The organism is Alicyclobacillus sp. SP_1 (genome assembly GCF_024706985.1).
Classification (GTDB): Bacteria; Bacillota; Bacilli; order Alicyclobacillales; family Alicyclobacillaceae; genus Alicyclobacillus_I.
Genome location: NZ_JAMCCX010000028.1, coordinates 181,275 through 198,704 on the forward strand (window position 1 = coordinate 181,275; position 17,430 = coordinate 198,704).

Genomic DNA, 17,430 nt, shown 5'->3' on the forward strand with positions numbered 1-17,430 from the left:
CCAGCGCTTGACGTTTCGCCGCCCCAAAAGCTCACGCGTCTGTGAGCAGTCGCCGAGCAATGACCATCTTCTGCGTCTCTGCGGTGCCTTCCTCAAACCGCTGCATCCTCGCATCCCGGTAAATTCGCTCCATTTCGGACGATTTGAAGTAGCCAATGCCGCCGTGAATCTGCAGCGCTTTGTCCGTGACACGCTGAAGCATGTCGGCGGCAAAGTATTTTGCCATGGCCGCCATATCTGGAGGCAGATGGCCGTCATCGAAGGATTTAGCTGCCGCTCGTGTCAAGTGACGGGCCGCTTCAATATCGGTCGCCATTTCCGCGAGCCAAAATTGAATCGTGGGTCGGTCTGCCAAGGATTTTCCGAATGTGACGCGTTCTTTGGCATGTGCCACGGCTATTTGAAGTGCCCGGTTTGCGAGTCCCACACAAGTCATCGCAATCGCGGTCCGACTTGGATGGAGAAAGCCGTCGAAGGCCACGCGCAGTCCATCGCCTTCGCTCCCAATGCGATACTGCTCCGGCACAAAACAGTCATCAAAGCGGAGATGTCCATGTACGGTGCCGGTAATGCCCATCGCGCCTGCCATCGGTTCGACGGTCAGTCCGGGCGTATCGCGGGGGACGAGTAGGGCCATCGTCCCTTCCTTGCCACGCGTCCCTTCGAGGCGGCAAAAGGTCAGAAAGTAGTCGGTGAAGTCGGAGAAAATAATCATCCACTTTTCGCCTCGAAGGGTGTAACCGTTGGTCTGTCGCCGTGCGGTCGTCCGGATGTCGGTGCCTGACCCTGAATTGGGTTCCGAGAGCGTGAACGTCATCCACCGTTCGCCAGAAAGCAGGGACTGCCCAAAACTTCGCATCTGGGCCTCAGTCAAATGGCCGTCCAAGGTTCTCCATATACTGTTTGCTACATGCACGAGAACGCGCAAAGACCCATGCATTTCGGACAAGGTACCGAGGAGTTCTAGATAGTCGGCGAAAGGCAGACCAAGGCCGCCGTAAGTGGTCGGCCGGGCGAGGCGGAACAAGTCATGCCGTTCCAGTTCCCGGCGCATGTTGGGCGTAACCACGCCGTCCGCTTCAATCGAATCGGACATCGCGCGAGCTGGGCCGTTTACAAATTGTTCAATCCGCTCTTGCAATTGAAGGAAATTTTCGTGCTCCATCAGTGCTGCACCTCGCTTGTTGGTCCGACTGTCTGCTCCTCTTGGAGTTTGCCTGCAATGTCTTGGCGCAGAATGTATTTCTGCACCTTTCCACTCGCCGTTCGCGGCAATTCTGAGACGCATTCGACGCGTTCTGGCCAATAGATCTTGGCCACGCCACGCGATTCGAGAAAATCCGTCAGGTCTTGCAACGACAAAGACTGTCCTGCTTGGACGACGACGTACGCACAGGCACGTTCGCCGAGCCGCTCATCGGGCATAGCCACGAGGGCCATATCCACCACAGCAGGATGTTGATACAGAATATCTTCCAGTTCGGCGACGGGGATTTTCTCGCCACCGCGGTTGATCACGTCCTTTTTTCGGCCGGTCAGGTGCAAAAATCCTGCGCTGTCGATGGTGGCTAAGTCGCCGGTGTCAAAGAAACCGTCCTCCGTAAATCCAGCAGCGTACAGGTCGTGCCGGTGCAGATAGTCCACGAACATGGCCGGTGTTTTGACTTGGAAGTTGCCTTCGACGCCAGCAGGTACTTCGCGTCCCGCATCGTCTACAACGCGCATCTGCATGCCGTCCATGACGCGACCGTCCGTTCCCCACAGAGACTGTGGTGGGTCGCTCGGACGACCGACGGCAACGAGACACGCTTCGGTCGATCCCCAACCGCCTACCACTTGACAGGCGAGGAGGCTGGACGCGCGCTCGGCGAGAGCGCGCGGAATGGCGGCACCCGTCGCAACAAAAGTCCGCAATCCCTGGGGAGGGGTATTTTGACGAACGAGATCCGCCAAAAAAGGCATGGCCGCCTGCACGAATCGTGCCCCATGCTGCTCGATGGCTCTGCGGGCTGTCTCGGTGTCCCAAATGGCTTGATAAATTCCGGTGCTGCCGAGATACAGCGAAACCATCATGCCGTAAAGAAATCCAGTCTGGTGGGCCAGCGGAGAGGGGACGTAGACCGAATCAGCATCGGTCAAGGCCAGGGTTTGCGTATGGTGCATAAGCGCAGCCAACAAGGTCCCGTGGGTGTGCAGGGCTCCTTTCGGTGCACCCGTGGTGCCGGATGTGAAGAGGAGCTCCGCGAGAGCATCTCTGTCCGGGGACCTAGCGTCAATGGCGGATTTGTTATAACTATCTGCCATGAGTGTGCCGAGGTTGCTCTTCTCTGGATGGCGGTTGTCCATCGGCAAAATACAGATTTCCAGTGTCTGTGGAACGGTAGCTGCTATGTTCTCGGCGAGCGGTCGATAATCGAAATTCCGGAATGAGTCGGGGACGGCCAGCAGGCGGCTGCCGGACTGTTCGACAATATAGCTCACTTCGCGTTCGCGCAAACTGGGCAGAATTGGGCAAGGCAGGGCGCCAATCCTCCAGATGCCGAGCGTGAGGGCGATAAACTCCCAACCCGTTGGCCACTGATAGCAGACAGCTTCTCCGGGTTGAATGTCACGCGCCAAAAGCTGCTCTGCAACTCGATAGGACTTATCGACCAGTGAGGCGTAAGACAGTTGCCAGGCCTCTCCTTTGGGGAGCAGGTCAACGATGGCGGTGCGCTCTGGCGTCGCCGCCGCGACGGTATCGATACGGGACAGGATGGTTTCTCGGGAATGGCACGTTTCGTTGTTCCAATGCTGGATGCTTTCAGAAGCATGAATGGATGACATGAAGCAACACTCCTTGGGTGCACGTTGTCGCGTGAACGCGCGCTTTCGGCCGTGCAAAGCGCGATGCTTTGATTCGTTTTTCAGTCTAGTGATAGTATAATACAGCAAGAATTCTAGTAATAATTGAACGGTTGCCAGCAGTGAGTCCCTAGTGCGCCTCTTTGGGAAAAAGGAACGGTGATAGAGTTGTTTGAAGATAAATGGTATACGGCTTCCGGGAGTGAGCGATGGCGCCAACCGGGGAAAATCGGGACTCTGGAGTTGCCCCACCGCTTGTTGATGGGCTCGATGCATCTCGGATTGGAGGCGAGCAGCGAACATCTGCCGCGGCTTATCGCTTTTTATGTCGAGCGCGTTCGAGGGCAAGCGGCACTCATCATCACGGGAGGCGTCGCGGTTTCTCGAGAAGGTTCATCGCATCGCATGTTCTGTCTACTCGAAGAAGAGCACGCTGCTATGCTTCAGAAACTGGCTGGGGCAGTGCATGAAGCTGGCGGCCGTATCGCTATGCAACTCTTTCACTCGGGTCGCTACGCCCATTCAGCGGAGACTGGGGAAGCGGCGGTTGCTCCCAGTCCGGTCGCCTCGCGATTGACCGGAGAAATGCCGCGAGAACTGAGCGTCGAGGACATCCTGCACCTTGTCGGGCGTTATGCGGCGGCGGCCGTCAAGGCTCGTCAGCTGGGCTACGATGCGATTGAAATCATGGGTTCTGAAGGATATCTGCTCAATCAGTTTCTCTCGCCGCTGACGAATCATCGGGAGGATGACTATGGCGGCTCTGCAGAGAAGCGGCGCAAATTCCCTCTCGATGTGGTCAAAGGGATACGAGCGGCGGTCGGTTCCGACTTTCCAATCATTTTTCGGATGTCTGGTGTGGACTTGATGGCGGGAAGCACTACTCTCGAAGAAACCTATGATTTGGCTGTCGCGCTCGAGGAGGCGGGGGTGGATGCGCTCAACATCGGCGTTGGCTGGCATGAGTCGACCGTGCCGACGGTCGCTGCAGTCGTTCCCCGCGCCGCCTTTTCCCCTATTGTTGCGGCCATTCGTCAGCACGTGCAAGTTCCAGTCATCGCGGCCAATCGGATGAATGTACCGGAGGCATTTCAGCCGCTGTTTGAATCGGGTCAGGTGGACTTTGTGGCAGCAGCTCGACCATGGCTGGCAGATGCGGAGTTTGGCCGAAAAGTGTTGGAGGGTCGGCGCAGTCAAATGAATGTGTGCATTGCCTGCAACCAATCGTGTCTCGACCACACGCTGGTGAGACCGCTCATTCCGGCCAGTTGTCTGGTCAATCCTCGCGCCGGGTTTGAGGCGGAGCGCCCGCTTTCAAAAGCAGACGTTGCACTTCGGGTTGCCGTCCTTGGCGGTGGTCCGGCAGGCTTGGAAGCGGCGAGAGTGGCGGCGCTGCGCGGCCACGCCGTCACGCTGTTTGAAGCGGCTGCGGAACTCGGAGGGCAGTTTCGGTATGCAGCGCGTATTCCTGACAAGGAAGAATTTTACGAGACCTTGCGCTATTATCGCGTGATGTTGGCAGAGTTGGGAGTGGACGTCCGCCTTGAGACCGAGCCAACGGCCGCCGACTTGCAGGGATTTCAGTCGATTCTGGTGGCGACGGGTGTGCGTCCTCACATCCCAGACTTGCCTGGCACGGAGCTTCCGCACGTGCGCACCTACGTCGACATCTTGACGCAAGGCTTTGCTGATGCACAAGAGATTGTCTTGGTCGGCGCAGGAGGAATTGCCTGTGATGTGGCCAAATATATAACAGAGCGGGTTCGGCCGAATGCGGCGGTGAATCAGTTTTTGACGGAGATTGGCGCTCCGTTGACGTCGGTTCACAGGCCCAACGTCACGATGGTCGCTCGGTCGAAGCGCGTTGCGTCCGGCGTTGGCAGGACGACAAGATGGATTGTCCGCAGCGAGTTGACGGCGAGTGGGGTCCGCATATTGACGGAGTGTAGGCCAGTGGAAATTGTTCCAGGAGGCCTTCGCGTTCAAGGTCAAGGCGTGACAGAAGCGACTCTGATTGGCGCGGATTTAGTCGTGCTCTGCACCGGACAGCGACCACAACAGGCGGTGCTTCAGGAACTCGGAGACGACCCACGCGTTCTTTGCATCGGCGGCGCGCGGGACAGCGCAGGGCTGACTGCGGCAAGGGCGATACGCGAGGGTTTTGATGCGGCTTACCGACTGGGGCAGGAGACTGCTGAAGACGGACAGGCCGTTTGACACAGTAAAAAATCAGATGTTGGGGGGGAGGTAGAAACGTGCATCGAGGTAGGCCCCGCGCACGTGCCTGGTCCTCGTTTGCCTGGTTCTACCGAGGTTGATGACGGGTGTACTCGAAGGGAAAAATGTTCTGGTGACGGGCAGCAGTCGTGGCATTGGCCGGGCGTCAGCCCTTGCGATGGCGCGGGCTGGAGCAAACGTCGTCGTCCATTATCGACGAGACGGCAACGCAGCTGAAGAGACAGCGAATGAAATCCGCGGCTTGGGTAAACAAGCACTGGTGTTGAAAGCGGAAATCGAGTCAGAGGACGAACTTCGTGCGATGTTTGACCGCATCAAGGACGAATTTGGGCACCTCGATGTGCTCATGGCCAATGCTGCGGCCAGCGCCTTTAAGCCGATTGCCGACCTTAAGGGTTATCATTTAGACCGTACATATCGCGTCGTGTTACACAGCCTGGTGCAGTGTGTGCAGTTGGCGGTACCACTGATGGCTGGCCGCCAAGGCAGGATTATCACCATGTCAAGCATGGGCAGTCGCTTCACGTTGCCGCGCTATGCTGCGCTTGGCACGGCGAAAGCCGCACTGGAGTCTCTGACCCGTTACATCGCGGCAGAGTATGGTCCAGAGGGAATCACCTGCAACGCCTTGAATCCTGGCGTGGTCGCGACCGAATCCGCGAAGTTTTACGGAGCGGACCACTACGACGCTTACGAGCGAGATGTACTCGCTCACACGCCGCTAGGACGGCTTGCAGAACCGGAAGATATCGCGGATGTAGCGGTGTTTTTAGCGAGTGATGCGGCGCGTTTCATCACCGGTCAGACGATTCGCGTTGATGGCGGTTTGACGCTTACGACCGGAGGATTCGAGAGTTTCTAAGACGACAGACACACAGCGAGGGGTGCTTTCACCATGACGAGAGAAGAAATTCAGAACCGGATTGCCAAGGTCATCACCGCACAACTTCAAATGTCCGAGGATTCCATTCAGCCGGACAGTCACTTTGTGGACGATCTCGGTGCAGACTCCCTAGACTTGACAGAGCTTGTGGTTGCGTTTGAAGATGAGTTCAATTTGGAGATTCCAGACTCGGATTTCAATCATGTGACGACCGTTCGTGGGGTTGTCGATTACCTTGAAAAGCGCATTCAGCAGTCCTGACGTGCTCGCATTTGGGTACATTCTGTCGAGCGGAGGATGAAGTAAAGGAGACGACTGCCATGCATCACTTTCCCGGAATGGTGTTGACGGAGGCGCGCGCCAAGGCATATCTGGAGCAGGGGATATGGGCGAACGAGTCGTACGTGGACGTTCTCATGAAACAAGTCGCTGCCCATCCGAACGTCGAGCACCGCGATGAAAACCGCACCCTCACTTACCATGCATTGTGGCAAGAGGTGGAGAGCTTTGCCGCTTCGCTTTATCAACTCGGCGTGCGAAAGGGAGACCGTGTTGCGCTACAACTGCCCAATTGCCTGGATTATGTTGTGGCGCTCTTTGCGACGGCGCGTCTCGGTGCTGTGTCCGTTCTGCTGCAAACCGACTTAGGGCGTGACCAACTTTTGTACAGCCTGAAAGCCTCTGGAGCGAAGGTTTGGGTGGTGACGGACAGTTTTCGCGGGGAGTCGCTTCTTGACACCGCGATGTCGGTACGCCAATCCCTGCCCGACTTGACCCACATTGTCCTACAAGGCGAGACACCAGCACCCCCGGCTGACCTTCTCCGTTTTCGCGATCTTGCCGCTAACAAAGATCGGTGCACGGAGGCGGAGATCATCCAAAGCCAACCGGGACCGCTCGATCCGTTTGTGATGGTGTTTACCTCAGGCACGACCGGATCGCCCAAAGGGGTGGTGCAGTTGCACGCCAACTACTTGTGGTCGGCGCGTGCCTATGCTGCCATTTATGGTTACAGTCCAGGCGAAGGTACGTTGGACATGGCTCCTATTTGTCACCAGACGGGGATGCTCGCTGGTGTCATGATGCCCATTGCGACCGGCGGACGAATTCTTCTCATGGAGCGATTTTCAGCGGCTCGCGCCTTGCGCTGGATGGGGGAGGAACGGCCGACGTATCTCGTCGGCGCGCCGCCACACGTCATTCATGTGGCAAACGCTCCCGGATTGGTGGACGCAGATACGTCCTCTGTCCGCGTCTTTCTCTACGCGGGTGCGCCAGTTCCGGCTGCCGTTTTGCGCCGACTGCAGGAGCAGACCTCCATCACGGTGGGTGGTATGTTCGGCTGGTCGGAAGGATTTGTGGCCTGCTGCACGCGCATGGACGATGACATCGAGGCCATCAGCAGGACGGTTGGACAGGCGGTGCCTGGCATCGAGATCCGACTGGTTGATGAAGACGGCAAAGACGTCCTCTGTGGGCAACCGGGAGAGATGTGGGCGCGTGGACCCAATTTTAGCGCTGGGTACTATGGCAATCCGGAAGCGTCGGCTAAGCAGTGGGACGAAGACGGATGGTTTCATTCCGGAGACGTGTTGACGATGGACGAGTCATTGCGATACCGATTCATTGGTCGAGCCGACGACATCATCAATCGTGGTGGAACAAAAATTGACCCGAAGCTGGTCGAAGACGCACTCGCGGCACATCCGGCGATTGCGACTGCCGCCGTAATCGGCGTGCCGAATGAGACACTCGGTCAAAGCACCGTCGCGTGCATTTTGCTTGGGGACGGACAAGTGCCCCCGGACAAGGAAGAATTGCGCTCATTCTTGAGTGCAGAGGGTCTCGCTAAATTCCAGATTCCAGACCGCTTCGAATATTTGACGGTGTTGCCGATGACTCACTCCGGAAAAATTATGAAGCGTGAATTACGCAGACACTATACCGCCCTAGAGGAGACGCACTGAGTGGGTGAATAGAGGAGAGCGAATAAAGTGAGCAAAGCAGAAGAGATGTTGCGGGTGGCGGAGCAGTTTCGCCGCACCGAGGCTGCCGATTGGGGGGCTGAGATTGAGCGTACAAGCACCATTCCGGAGGGCCTTTGGGGGCGCTTGCGGGAGTTGGGGCTCCTTTCACTGACGCAACCGGAGTGGGCTGGCGGCTTAGGTCTTGGTCTTGTCGAGTACTTTCCGATTCTAGAGGAAATCGCTCGTTGTCACGGCTCCATCCGCATGGTCGTTCACGCCTACAACAGCATTTGGCGGACGGTCGGAAATGGTCGGAAAGAGCAACAAGAAGAGTGGGTTCCGAAAGTTGCTCGCGGGGAAGCCTTGGTCGCCTTTGCTCTGACGGAGCCCGGTAACGGAACGGGCATCGATTTGCGGACCACGGCGACCTATGAGAAGGGTCACTATATCTTGAATGGTACAAAGCACCTCATCACCTTCGCAGACCGAGCCGATGTGATTGTGGTCATTGCGAAGACCCATGCGGAACTCGGCAGGCAAGGGCTGACAGCGTTTTTGGTTCGGAAGAATCAACCAGGCATGACGATGGAAGACATGCCCCACATGATGGGCGATAAAGGATGTTCCCATGCGATACTTCGCTTTGTCGACTGCAAGTTGAAGGAAGATGACGTACTCGGCGAAGTGGGTGGTGGGTTCGATCTCGCTTTGCGCGGCTTCCTCGACCAGAGCCGGGCCTGCATTGCACAAAGTGCTGTCGGCGTGGCTGCTGAGGCGCTGCATCAGACGATTTCCTTTGTGCTGCAGCGGACGACCTTTGGAAAATCATTGGCGAGTCGACAAGCGGTACAAATGCGGTTGGCCGAGATGGCTCTTCAAGTTCAGGCGGGACGATTGTTGTGTCGTGAGGCGGCGCGCAAGTTTGATGCTGGTGAAGAGCTACAAGTCGACTCTTCGATGGCCAAGGCGTTTGCCATCCAGATGGTCGGAGATGTCACGGATGGGGCACTGTCACTGCATGGTGGAATTGGGTACTGTGTGGGGAGCCCGGTCGAGCGACTCTACCGTGACGCGCGGTCTCTCTGGTTTGAAGAAGGAACTGCAGAGATGCAGAAAATGACCATCGTCGAGAGTCTCCTCCAGACGGCGCGGCGCGCGGAGCGGAGCAATAGGCAGTGAGGGTGGAGGGGACATTTTCGGCATGGGTCTTCCAGCGCCATCAGGGGCTCAAGGAAGTTCGCCTGGAGCGAAGGACGCTCCTCGCCCATGAGGTACGGTTGTCGGTGGATGCCTGCGGAGTGTGCGGGTCGGACCGGGCGGTCGTGCAGTCTCGCGGGCAAGATGCTCCGGTCGGGATGGTCGATCCGGTCGTTATGGGTCACGAAATCTCCGGCACCGTGATGGAAGTGGGCGGCGAAGTGTCCCAAGTTCGAGTCGGTGAGGGAGTGGTCGTCTACCCGTTTATCTCGTGCTCCGCCTGTCGTGCCTGTCGAGCAGGGCAACCCAATCTTTGCATGCGCCAACACATCGTGGGGTACCATCGCGACGGTGGTTATGCAGAAGAGGTCGTGGTTCCTGCCGAGGTGCTTTTGGCGCGTCCACCGAATCGAAGTGCTGCGGCGTCTGCGCTACTTGTGGATGCATATGCTACGCCGCTGCACGCACTGAAATCGGTGGCAGACGTTCAAGCAGAGGAGTCTGTTTTGGTTATGGGTGGCGGGGGACTCGGTTTAGCCGCGATACAGTTGGTACCTTTGGTTGCTAACGGACCTGTCGCGCTGTGGACCCGCCGCGAGTCGATGCGAGAGATGGGGGCTCGCTTCGGAGCAGCGGCGGTCTTCATCGGCCACGCAGAAAACGTCCGAAACACGGCTCGCGAAGTGCGTCGCTGGTCCGGCGGTGGCGTGGACGTGGTACTCGATACGGAAGGCTCGGAGTCGTCTCTGTACGCGGCCTTGCAAGTGGTCCGCCCTGGAGGCAGGGTGTGTGTCGTGGGAATGTCGCCTGCGCGTGCCGTGCTCCCGCTTTCCCAGATGGTGCGCCTTGGCATCACCGTGGTTGGTAGCTACGCGTCCACGGTAGAGGAATGTGCGTTGCTGCTCGAGTGGTCGTCGGCAGGCTTGTTGGACAGTGGATTGCTGGTTGGGCGGAGCGTGCCGATGGGGCGGTTAGCGGAAGCTCTTACTGGAAATTCCCACGCCGTCGGGCGGATGGTGTTTCAGCCAGGTGGCGAATGAGGGAATGAGGAGGCGAAGCGGTTGAAAAGTGGGGCATCGGGTCGTTATGACGGGAAACGAGTTCTCGTCACAGGAAGTTCTCGCGGGATTGGTCGGCAGCTTGCACTTCGCTTTGCGGCGGAAGGTGCCGATGTGGTGATTCACTACTTTCGCAATGGGGACGCGGGGCGGTCTGTTGTGGCGGAGGTAGAAGCCATGGGACGGCAAGCGCTCTTGGTCCGTGCTAATTTGGCTGATGAGGCGAAGATTGATCATCTATTTGACGAAGTTGCGGCCCATTTTGGCACGCTCGACGTCTTTGTACACAATGCAGCCTCTGGGCGCAATCGCAAAGCCATGGAAGTCGATGCTAAAGGATTTGATTGGACCGTCGATGTGAATGCGCGGGCATTTTTACTCGGCACTCAGCGAGCGGTTGGCCTTATGCCATCGTCTGGCGGTGCCATTCTGGCGGTTTCTTCCTTCGGTTCTCAGCGCGTTTTCCCCTACTACACGAGTGTTGGCGCGACGAAAGCTGCGATTGAAGCACTGGTTCGATATTTTGCCGTGGAGTTAGCCTCACGTCGCATTAATGCCAACGCTATTTCAGCAGGAGCGGTGGAGACGGGTGCCTTGGAGCACTTTCCGGAAATTGAAAAGACGTGGTCGGACATTGAGAAGAAAATACCTTATCACCGCATGGTCAATGCAGACGACGTTGCGAATCTAGCCCTCTTTTTATGCTCTCAGGAGGCAGAAATGGTCCGTGGACAGACCATCGCGTTGGATGGAGGGTTGACATTACTGGTTCCTTGAGTCGAACCGTGGTGGCTTTTCTCAGCAAAAGCCCTGAGAAGTAGGGGGGCGACGAGCGACGGTGCACAAAAAATAAGGCAGGAGCGGCAAACGCCACACACCTGCCTTTCTTTTGCTGCCGAGCGGAGAAAAGAACGATGGTCACTCCTCGTCCTCTTCCTCGTCTTCCAAATCTTCATTGTAGGCATCCACAACTTTTTGCCACTCTTCGTCCGATTCGATGTCGGCCAAGACCATCTGGTCTCCATCTTCGCCATCAATGCGGAAGATAACTCCTTCTTCGAGGTCTTCGTCCACAGGCAACAAGACGGCATAGTCTTTTCCATCCACAGTTAAGACTTCACCGAGAATGAAATTATGTTCTGTCCCGTCTTCGTCTTCGAGGACAATGACCTCGTCATCCATTTCGTGCTCGTCAAGTTCGAGTTCGTGATTGTGTTCGTCTGCCATTCTCATCCTACTTTCTGCCCGCAGGCTTATCGACTGGTGTAGCATATCATTCTCAACCGGAACTGGTCAACGCGAGGCACGGTCCAGCGGCTCAAGGTTTCCGTCTGCAGGCTTCTCCACAAGTGGTTGAGATAGACGCTCGGCAATCTCTGTGAAGAGTTGATCGACGTTTTTTTGTGCGTCTTGCATGGCCTGCGCCTCCGGATATTGCGCCAATGCTTCCGACAGTTGCTCTAATTTCTTAAGAAGTCCTGATGTGTGTATGGCTGGTACGCCGCGTGCTTGCATATCCATGACTTCGTCTGCCAAGTCTTTGGTCTGGCGAAGCAAAGCGCGCGCGTGTGGGTTGTTCTGAAGCGCGTCTGCAGCTTGCTGATACTGTCGAACTGCACTTGAATCCAAGACAGCATCCGCCAAATCTTCAGCTTTGGACAACAGTTCATTGATGTCTAACGGTTTGCTTGTCAATCCTCTATTCCCCTACAGAGACGTGATGGTCGTGCAACGCATTGTACTTACGAAAAGGATTGGTCGGGCGATTTTCTACGACGTCCGCAACAACGCCGAGGACAATAGCCAAGACGACAGCAGCAGCCAGCAGAAGGTAGGAATGCGAAAACAGCCCCGCCAATACCACTGCAAACATGCAGATAAACAAGGTGTACCGCAAAGAACGAGTCCGTTGCATGGAAAGGTCTCCTTTGTAAATTAAGCTCTGCTCGCCTACATTATACGGCTCCAGCGGACAACTCCACAACCAAGCAAATTCGTATCCACGTAACGACAAAGAGCGAGGCCGATGGAGGAACTCGCTCTGTACTGCTGAAACTAAGACGACAGTTGGGAAGATAAAAATGCGGCAAGAGACACCGCGGACTCCTCATCGTCTAAGTCAAACTGTTGTTTGATGAGGTCGACGTCTTCCGCTTCCGCAGCATCGAGAATCGCGCAGCGTCTCGACTGTAGACACGTGACTAACTTTTTTCCATAAAAATGACTTGTTGACGTGATGACAAAATCCAAACGCTCCGTTGTCCCAAGAAATCCAACGAAGCGCGATTCGGTCGCTTCCGTCTCTTCATAAAGCAGCGCATCTTCGTGCACAGAATTCCGTCCTCTCTCGCACAACCTACCGTTCCAATCTCGTGCGGATTCGCCATGCGCCGTCTCGCTGAACTTCGCCGAGCCGAGCCAACTCTCGAGCTGCCCTTTCAAACGCAAGGCGGTCGCGCATGTCGAGCGCGTCGTCAATTTGTTTTCTGAGACTTTCTCTTCTTTCAGCGCGTGCACCAATTTCTTCAATGATGGCAACGACTTCTGCCGGAACGGGCAAATCAGGAAGATTAATGAACAGATACAACAGATTTGGTTTCTCGAAAAACCGCTGCAGAGCTTTAAGGATTTCAGGCGGTTGGCTGATTTTTTGCATTTTACCGTCGACCGGAAGCCGTGCAATCATGCCCAACCTACCGATGATGAGCGAAGGTACGTTCTCCAGTGATATCTGTGTCAATTCCAGTTGTTCGGCATGCATCGACAAATATTCAATAATGCCCTCGGCGCCCGCTGGCAACAATTTGGTCTTCAGTTCGATGAGTTCTTCTTTCGGAATCATGCAAGTCACTCCTCACAACGAAAGTCGCTGCAATGTCATTGTATGATTCGGCAGATTCGCTTTATCTGGGCTGGAAACCGTATCTGTCGAGTTCCATGAAGCAGAATGGGCGACGTAAGCGATACGGAAGTTCGAATTTTTCGAATATCGATTTGCTGACCAAACGACACAGGTGTGAGATGGGAATACTGTGATTCTAACAAAAACGCTCGGGAAAGAGAAGTGGAAAATATGGCGAGTTTGCGTCCGTCCAGTGGGATGAGCACCGTCACGAGCCAACAACACAACGTTTCGTTCCAATCGCCAGTTCTCGACCAGTCCATGTCATTCTCCTCTTGCGGCTCCAAGCATTGCCGGGAACAAGCTCCGACGGGGGTGGAATACTGAGGATGAGGGGGGAGGAACTCCATGGCCAAGGATTGGGTTTATTTCGCTGGTCTGTACGATTCGAAGTTTGAAGCGTATTGCGCCGTGATGTGGGTGGAGGCAGATGACCGAATTCGCGGCAGTAACCATCCTGGGGACGTCCAAGTTTATCAGACGAGGCGCGGCAAATATGGCGTGAAGTTCCGGAAATTCGAATATGAAGAACATGTGTGATGGATAGTCTCTGACTGGAGCGTTGTCACCTCGGGCGACACGTGCGAATCAAAGCGGAGCCACTCGTAAGAGGCTCCGCTTTGTTGACAATGGAGTATGCTTTACATCAATGTGTGCTCTGTGTATGCCCTTGTTTCCGTCTCTGAGCTTTCGTCATCTGACCCTTGGTGGGATTGCGAGGACTCTCGCCGAGGCGCGTCCTTAGGTGAAGCCTGACGGGATGCGGCTGTGGTTTGGGATGAAGAGTGCATAGTCGCCGATTGTGATTCATTGCGCCGTGTTTCCTGAGAAGAGGCAGAACCTTTACTTTGCTCTGTTCCAAACAGCCGATTACACACGTACATCATGGGGCACCAGCCAAGTATGCCTTCCGCCATCTTCATGGCCCCGAAGGATGTCATGGCTAGGGACATATTGCGATTGCGACTCGCCGACGATGCAGCTGCCACAGTGACAATGCCTGTTACCAATCGAGAGTAGCGACTCAGGGTGCTGATGTTTTGTTCCATCGAAGTTTCCTCCCCTCTGCACGTTGAATGTCCATCAGGTGTAATGTGCTCCGGGGCGATGGACACTATAACTGGCAATCCCGGCAAGAAAATTTGACTTTGACTGACCTTGACGAATGATCATGGACGTGAGATACTGGGCATGTATTGAGACGTGGCATACACGAGATGGAGGCGAATGAAATGAGCCTAATTCCTTATGTTGTCGAGCAGACCAGTCGCGGAGAGCGCAGTTATGACATCTACTCCCGCCTGCTCAAAGACCGTATCATTGTCCTCGGCAGTCCGATTGATTCGGATGTTGCGAATTCCATCGTGGCCCAGTTGCTATTTTTGGCAGCCGATGACCCTGAGAAAGACATTCAGATGTACATTAACAGCCCAGGTGGCTCGGTGTCCGCTGGCTTGGCGATTTACGATACGATGCAGCACATAAAACCTGCTGTCTCGACGATGTGTGTGGGATTGGCCGCCAGCATGGGGGCTGTGCTGTTGACAGCGGGTGCAAAGGGTAAACGCTACGCATTGCCAAATGCTGAGGTCATGATTCATCAGCCACTCGGCGGCGCGCGCGGACAGGCATCCGACATTCAGATTCACGCAGAACACATCTTGAAAACGAGACAGCGGTTGAATCAAATTCTTTCGGAGAGAACAGGGCAACCTTTGGAGAAAGTGGAGAAAGACACGGATAGAGACAATTTTTTGACGGCCGACGAAGCCAAAGCCTATGGCTTGATTGATGATGTCATCGTCCGCTAGGTATCCTCTAAAGGCTTCCGCTTCGCCCTCTAAGAGTCTGCTTGCTTCAGGCGGCGTGTCCTTCGCAGCATGGATGCGCCATGCTCTTTATGGAGTGGGTGGATACTATCAAAGGCACGTCCATATAGGCGGTCAGGGGGCCGATTTTTACACGGCGGCGCAAAGCCGCCTTTTTGCTGCGGCTATTGGCCATGAGGTGCTGTCTGCTTGGCTTGCTGCAGGAGCACCAAGGTTGCTTCAACTGGTGGAAATGGGTCCAGGAGAGGGTGTGCTCGCGGAGAACTTGCTGCCATACTTGCGGGAACGGCTGCCGTTCGAAACGGAACTACGTTATTTTCCGGTCGATGTGTCGTCAATGCTCGGGCACCGTCAACTGCGTCGCTTAGAACACATGGAAAACTTAGTTCAACAAAATGTTCAGCACATATCCAGCGCGGACTACGTCTTCGTCTATGGCAACGAAGTTCTCGACGCATTGCCCGTCGAGCGACTGAAGAGGAGCCAAAATGGCTGGGAGAGAATGGTCATGCTAGCGGATGGCACAGTCGACTGGCAACGAGCGCCGGGCTGGCTCGGCGGGATCGCCGAACGCTGGTTGCCGATTGCGCGAGGCGAATGCGCGGAATTGTGTCTTGAGTACCGGCGATGGATGGAGTGGCTGCGTCGTGGCGTCCATGCGGATGATTTCCTTTTTTTAGACTACGGTCTCACTCTGGACGATTTAGCGGTTGGACTGCGCCCTAGCGGTACGGTCCGCGGGTTCCGTCAACAGACGTTGATCGATCCGATGAATGTTACGCTGCCAAGCAGCTCTCTAGATTGGACGGCAGATGTGCATTGGGATGCCGTCCGGAATGCCGCGCGCGAACAAGGCTATGAGACAAGCTTGACGACGCAAGGAAAATTTTTGATGGAACGCGGCATCGTCGATGCGGCTGAGAATGCTTTGGCAGGCGCCGATTTGACGACAAGTCTTCGCATTCGAACCACACTCAAACAGCTGGTGATGCCACAAGGCATGGGCGAGCGTTTTGAAGTCCTCCGCGGAAAGTTGTTGGTTGGCACCCCATGATAGACCCCCATAGTGGACCCCATGGTAGACGACATGTCTCGAAATTACCACGAGGAAGAGTCGAGTGGAATCGAGCGAGATGGAACAGAATTTTAACCTCTAACTCAAAAATAACACGTCACAAATGTGCCATTATGTGATATATAATGATTGAGTGGTCTATTCATTTATCACAAAGGGGCGCTTTTGATGAATTTGCGTGTTGCAATCAACGGATTTGGCCGGATTGGTCGCATGGTCTATCGCCGTGCCGTGGAAACGGGGGCGTTTCAGGTGGTAGCGGTCAATGGAACCTCAGACGCAGAGACCATGGCCCATCTCCTGACCTACGATTCCGTGCACGGCACATGGCCAATACCTCTGCACGTCGGAGAAAGTCAGTGGACCTGTGGCGGTCAAACGACGCGGTTGTTTGCAACGCGCAATATTGAGGAACTTCCTTGGAAGGAACTCGATATCGATGTCGTCATTGAAGCGACTGGCGCATTTCGGACCTATGAAGGCGCTTCCAAACACCTTCGGCAAGGGGCGAAGAAAGTACTCATTACGGCCCCAGCAAAAGGGACACCCGGAGCGGATTTTACGCTGGTCATGGGGGTCAATGAAGAGCATTATGACCGGAGATTTCACCATGTGGTCTCCGGGGCATCCTGTACCACCAATGCACTTGGTCCGGTTGTCAAGGCCATTCATCAGGCGTTCACCCTGGAACATGGGTTTTTGACGACCGTTCATGCCGTTACGAATGACCAAAATAATTTGGACAATCCTCACAAAGACATTCGCCGCGGCCGTGCCAGTCATCAGTCCATGATTCCGACCACGACGGGTGCGGCGCGAGCCATCGGAGAAGTCCTTCCAGATTTGGCGGGCCGTCTCGACGGCATTTCCGTGCGAGTGCCCGTGCCGAATGTTTCCCTGATTGATGTGGTGGCCACGGTGCGAATGCCCGTCACCACGGAGATGGTGAATGAAGCGCTGGCGACCGCGGCCCTCGACCCGAGTTTTCGTGGTGTCCTTGGATACACGGAAGAGCCCCTCGTCTCGGTGGACTTCAATGGCGATGGTCGATCCGCTGTGGTTGACGCGGCCATGACCCGCGTTGTGGCGGACTCTACGATTAAAGTGTTGGCTTGGTACGACAACGAGTGGGCTTACGCCTGCCGCATGGTCGAAACAGCGGCATACATGGGCGCGGGTGAGGGGGCAGCGAAATCGGTGCAGAGTGATGTTCCGGAGAAGTCCTCCCCAGTCACCGTTTTTTAGTATCTCTCTTTAGTCTTCTTGCGTTGCGAAGTCGAGTGGGTTTGAAGGTCAACCGGGATCGTCTGCCAAGGAGCGGCGAGTGGTGGTACAATGGTGGGAGTGCTATGCGCCCCCACCTTTTTTCGTGGTGTCGGGGATGAGAATCATGGAGAACAAGCGTTAGAGGACGCGCAAAACGTCGAACGATGCCTT

The 17,430-nt window shown here is 55.6% G+C and carries 20 protein-coding genes; 11 read left to right on the forward strand and 9 right to left on the reverse strand.

What is annotated here, in order from left to right; all coding sequences use genetic code 11:
• Positions 1 to 31: 31 nt before the first annotated feature.
• A complete protein-coding gene (locus M4I36_RS09150) occupies positions 32 to 1,165 on the reverse strand; it encodes an acyl-CoA dehydrogenase family protein (RefSeq protein WP_258111412.1) in 1,134 nt (377 codons plus the stop codon).
• Positions 1,165 to 2,826: an AMP-binding protein gene (locus tag M4I36_RS09155; RefSeq protein ID WP_258111413.1), complete on the reverse strand. Its 1,662-nt coding sequence runs from the start codon at positions 2,824 to 2,826 to the stop codon at positions 1,165 to 1,167. Before M4I36_RS09155 ends, M4I36_RS09150 begins: the two co-directional genes overlap by 1 nt.
• A gap of 177 nt (positions 2,827 to 3,003) precedes the next feature.
• Between M4I36_RS09155 and M4I36_RS09160 the strand changes: the two genes are divergently transcribed.
• The 7 genes from M4I36_RS09160 (at position 3,004) to fabL (ending at position 10,964) form a co-directional block, all read left to right on the forward strand.
• A complete protein-coding gene (locus M4I36_RS09160; RefSeq protein ID WP_258111414.1) occupies positions 3,004 to 5,061 on the forward strand; it encodes an oxidoreductase in 2,058 nt (685 codons plus the stop codon).
• 100 nt (positions 5,062 to 5,161) lie between these two features.
• Positions 5,162 to 5,944 carry an SDR family oxidoreductase gene (locus M4I36_RS09165; protein ID WP_258111415.1) on the forward strand — a complete coding sequence of 261 codons (783 nt, stop codon included), beginning with the start codon at positions 5,162 to 5,164 and terminating at the stop codon, positions 5,942 to 5,944.
• 33 nt (positions 5,945 to 5,977) lie between these two features.
• A complete protein-coding gene (gene acpP, locus M4I36_RS09170; protein ID WP_258111416.1) occupies positions 5,978 to 6,226 on the forward strand; it encodes an acyl carrier protein in 249 nt (82 codons plus the stop codon).
• A gap of 59 nt (positions 6,227 to 6,285) precedes the next feature.
• Entirely contained in the window at positions 6,286 to 7,932 is a 1,647-nt protein-coding gene (locus tag M4I36_RS09175; protein ID WP_258111417.1) for a class I adenylate-forming enzyme family protein, read from the forward strand.
• Positions 7,933 to 7,959: 27 nt separating this feature from the next.
• Complete coding sequence (locus M4I36_RS09180) at positions 7,960 to 9,111, forward strand: acyl-CoA dehydrogenase family protein (RefSeq protein WP_258111418.1); 1,152 nt, start codon at positions 7,960 to 7,962, stop codon at positions 9,109 to 9,111.
• The gene (locus tag M4I36_RS09185) at positions 9,108 to 10,169 is read left to right on the forward strand and encodes an alcohol dehydrogenase catalytic domain-containing protein (protein WP_258111419.1); all 1,062 of its coding nucleotides are present in this window, start codon (positions 9,108 to 9,110) and stop codon (positions 10,167 to 10,169) included. Before M4I36_RS09180 ends, M4I36_RS09185 begins: the two co-directional genes overlap by 4 nt.
• A gap of 21 nt (positions 10,170 to 10,190) precedes the next feature.
• A complete protein-coding gene (fabL, locus tag M4I36_RS09190; RefSeq protein WP_258111420.1) occupies positions 10,191 to 10,964 on the forward strand; it encodes an enoyl-[acyl-carrier-protein] reductase FabL in 774 nt (257 codons plus the stop codon).
• Positions 10,965 to 11,105: 141 nt separating this feature from the next.
• On the opposite strand, the gene M4I36_RS09195 is transcribed toward fabL, so the two are convergent.
• The 6 genes from M4I36_RS09195 to M4I36_RS09220 form a co-directional block, all read right to left on the reverse strand.
• Positions 11,106 to 11,414: a DUF1292 domain-containing protein gene (locus M4I36_RS09195; RefSeq protein WP_258111421.1), complete on the reverse strand. Its 309-nt coding sequence runs from the start codon at positions 11,412 to 11,414 to the stop codon at positions 11,106 to 11,108.
• Between the two features lie 66 nt (positions 11,415 to 11,480).
• The gene (locus tag M4I36_RS09200; protein ID WP_258111422.1) at positions 11,481 to 11,882 is read right to left on the reverse strand and encodes a YlbF/YmcA family competence regulator; all 402 of its coding nucleotides are present in this window, start codon (positions 11,880 to 11,882) and stop codon (positions 11,481 to 11,483) included.
• A 4-nt stretch (positions 11,883 to 11,886) separates the two neighbouring features.
• Complete coding sequence (locus tag M4I36_RS09205) at positions 11,887 to 12,102, reverse strand: hypothetical protein (protein WP_258111423.1); 216 nt, start codon at positions 12,100 to 12,102, stop codon at positions 11,887 to 11,889.
• A gap of 140 nt (positions 12,103 to 12,242) precedes the next feature.
• Positions 12,243 to 12,518: a DUF3055 domain-containing protein gene (locus tag M4I36_RS09210; protein ID WP_258111424.1), complete on the reverse strand. Its 276-nt coding sequence runs from the start codon at positions 12,516 to 12,518 to the stop codon at positions 12,243 to 12,245.
• Between the two features lie 25 nt (positions 12,519 to 12,543).
• The gene (locus M4I36_RS09215) at positions 12,544 to 13,029 is read right to left on the reverse strand and encodes an IDEAL domain-containing protein (RefSeq protein ID WP_258111425.1); all 486 of its coding nucleotides are present in this window, start codon (positions 13,027 to 13,029) and stop codon (positions 12,544 to 12,546) included.
• 35 nt (positions 13,030 to 13,064) lie between these two features.
• Positions 13,065 to 13,352, reverse strand: coding sequence for a hypothetical protein (locus M4I36_RS09220; RefSeq protein WP_258111426.1), 288 nt, complete (start codon positions 13,350 to 13,352; stop codon positions 13,065 to 13,067).
• 85 nt (positions 13,353 to 13,437) lie between these two features.
• Here M4I36_RS09220 and M4I36_RS09225 point away from each other — a divergent pair, with 85 nt between their 5' ends.
• Positions 13,438 to 13,629, forward strand: a complete 192-nt coding sequence (locus tag M4I36_RS09225; RefSeq protein WP_258111427.1) for a hypothetical protein — start codon at positions 13,438 to 13,440, stop codon at positions 13,627 to 13,629.
• A gap of 101 nt (positions 13,630 to 13,730) precedes the next feature.
• Here the strand turns inward: M4I36_RS09225 and M4I36_RS09230 are convergent, their stop codons facing one another.
• Entirely contained in the window at positions 13,731 to 14,138 is a 408-nt protein-coding gene (locus tag M4I36_RS09230; RefSeq protein WP_258111428.1) for a YgaP family membrane protein, read from the reverse strand.
• Positions 14,139 to 14,306: 168 nt separating this feature from the next.
• On the opposite strand from M4I36_RS09230, the gene clpP reads away from it, so the two are divergent.
• From clpP to gap, 3 genes are all read left to right on the forward strand, one after another.
• On the forward strand, positions 14,307 to 14,900 hold the full coding sequence (gene clpP, locus M4I36_RS09235; RefSeq protein WP_258111429.1) for an ATP-dependent Clp endopeptidase proteolytic subunit ClpP: 594 nt from the start codon (positions 14,307 to 14,309) through the stop codon (positions 14,898 to 14,900).
• Positions 14,901 to 14,955: 55 nt separating this feature from the next.
• Positions 14,956 to 15,972, forward strand: a complete 1,017-nt coding sequence (locus M4I36_RS09240) for an SAM-dependent methyltransferase (RefSeq protein ID WP_258111430.1) — start codon at positions 14,956 to 14,958, stop codon at positions 15,970 to 15,972.
• Between the two features lie 189 nt (positions 15,973 to 16,161).
• Positions 16,162 to 17,238 (forward strand): type I glyceraldehyde-3-phosphate dehydrogenase, encoded by a 1,077-nt coding sequence (gene gap, locus M4I36_RS09245; RefSeq protein WP_258111431.1) that lies wholly within the window; start codon positions 16,162 to 16,164, stop codon positions 17,236 to 17,238.
• The last annotated feature ends 192 nt before the right edge of the window (positions 17,239 to 17,430 follow it).

Excerpts from the sequence above, each read along its gene's own strand:
- M4I36_RS09195 (WP_258111421.1), bottom strand. The coding sequence starts at position 11,414 with ATGGCAGACGAACACAATCACGAACTCGAACTTGACGAGCACGAAATG.
- M4I36_RS09165 (WP_258111415.1), top strand. The coding sequence starts at position 5,162 with ATGACGGGTGTACTCGAAGGGAAAAATGTTCTGGTGACGGGCAGCAGT.
- acpP (WP_258111416.1), top strand. The coding sequence starts at position 5,978 with ATGACGAGAGAAGAAATTCAGAACCGGATTGCCAAGGTCATCACCGCA.
- clpP (WP_258111429.1), top strand. The coding sequence starts at position 14,307 with ATGGAGGCGAATGAAATGAGCCTAATTCCTTATGTTGTCGAGCAGACC.
- M4I36_RS09225 (WP_258111427.1), top strand. The coding sequence starts at position 13,438 with ATGGCCAAGGATTGGGTTTATTTCGCTGGTCTGTACGATTCGAAGTTT.
- gap (WP_258111431.1), top strand. The coding sequence starts at position 16,162 with ATGAATTTGCGTGTTGCAATCAACGGATTTGGCCGGATTGGTCGCATG.
- M4I36_RS09150 (WP_258111412.1), bottom strand. The coding sequence starts at position 1,165 with ATGGAGCACGAAAATTTCCTTCAATTGCAAGAGCGGATTGAACAATTT.
- M4I36_RS09155 (WP_258111413.1), bottom strand. The coding sequence starts at position 2,826 with ATGTCATCCATTCATGCTTCTGAAAGCATCCAGCATTGGAACAACGAA.
- M4I36_RS09205 (WP_258111423.1), bottom strand. The coding sequence starts at position 12,102 with ATGCAACGGACTCGTTCTTTGCGGTACACCTTGTTTATCTGCATGTTT.
- M4I36_RS09220 (WP_258111426.1), bottom strand. The coding sequence starts at position 13,352 with ATGGACTGGTCGAGAACTGGCGATTGGAACGAAACGTTGTGTTGTTGG.
- M4I36_RS09230 (WP_258111428.1), bottom strand. The coding sequence starts at position 14,138 with ATGGAACAAAACATCAGCACCCTGAGTCGCTACTCTCGATTGGTAACA.
- M4I36_RS09215 (WP_258111425.1), bottom strand. The coding sequence starts at position 13,029 with ATGATTCCGAAAGAAGAACTCATCGAACTGAAGACCAAATTGTTGCCA.
- M4I36_RS09175 (WP_258111417.1), top strand. The coding sequence starts at position 6,286 with ATGCATCACTTTCCCGGAATGGTGTTGACGGAGGCGCGCGCCAAGGCA.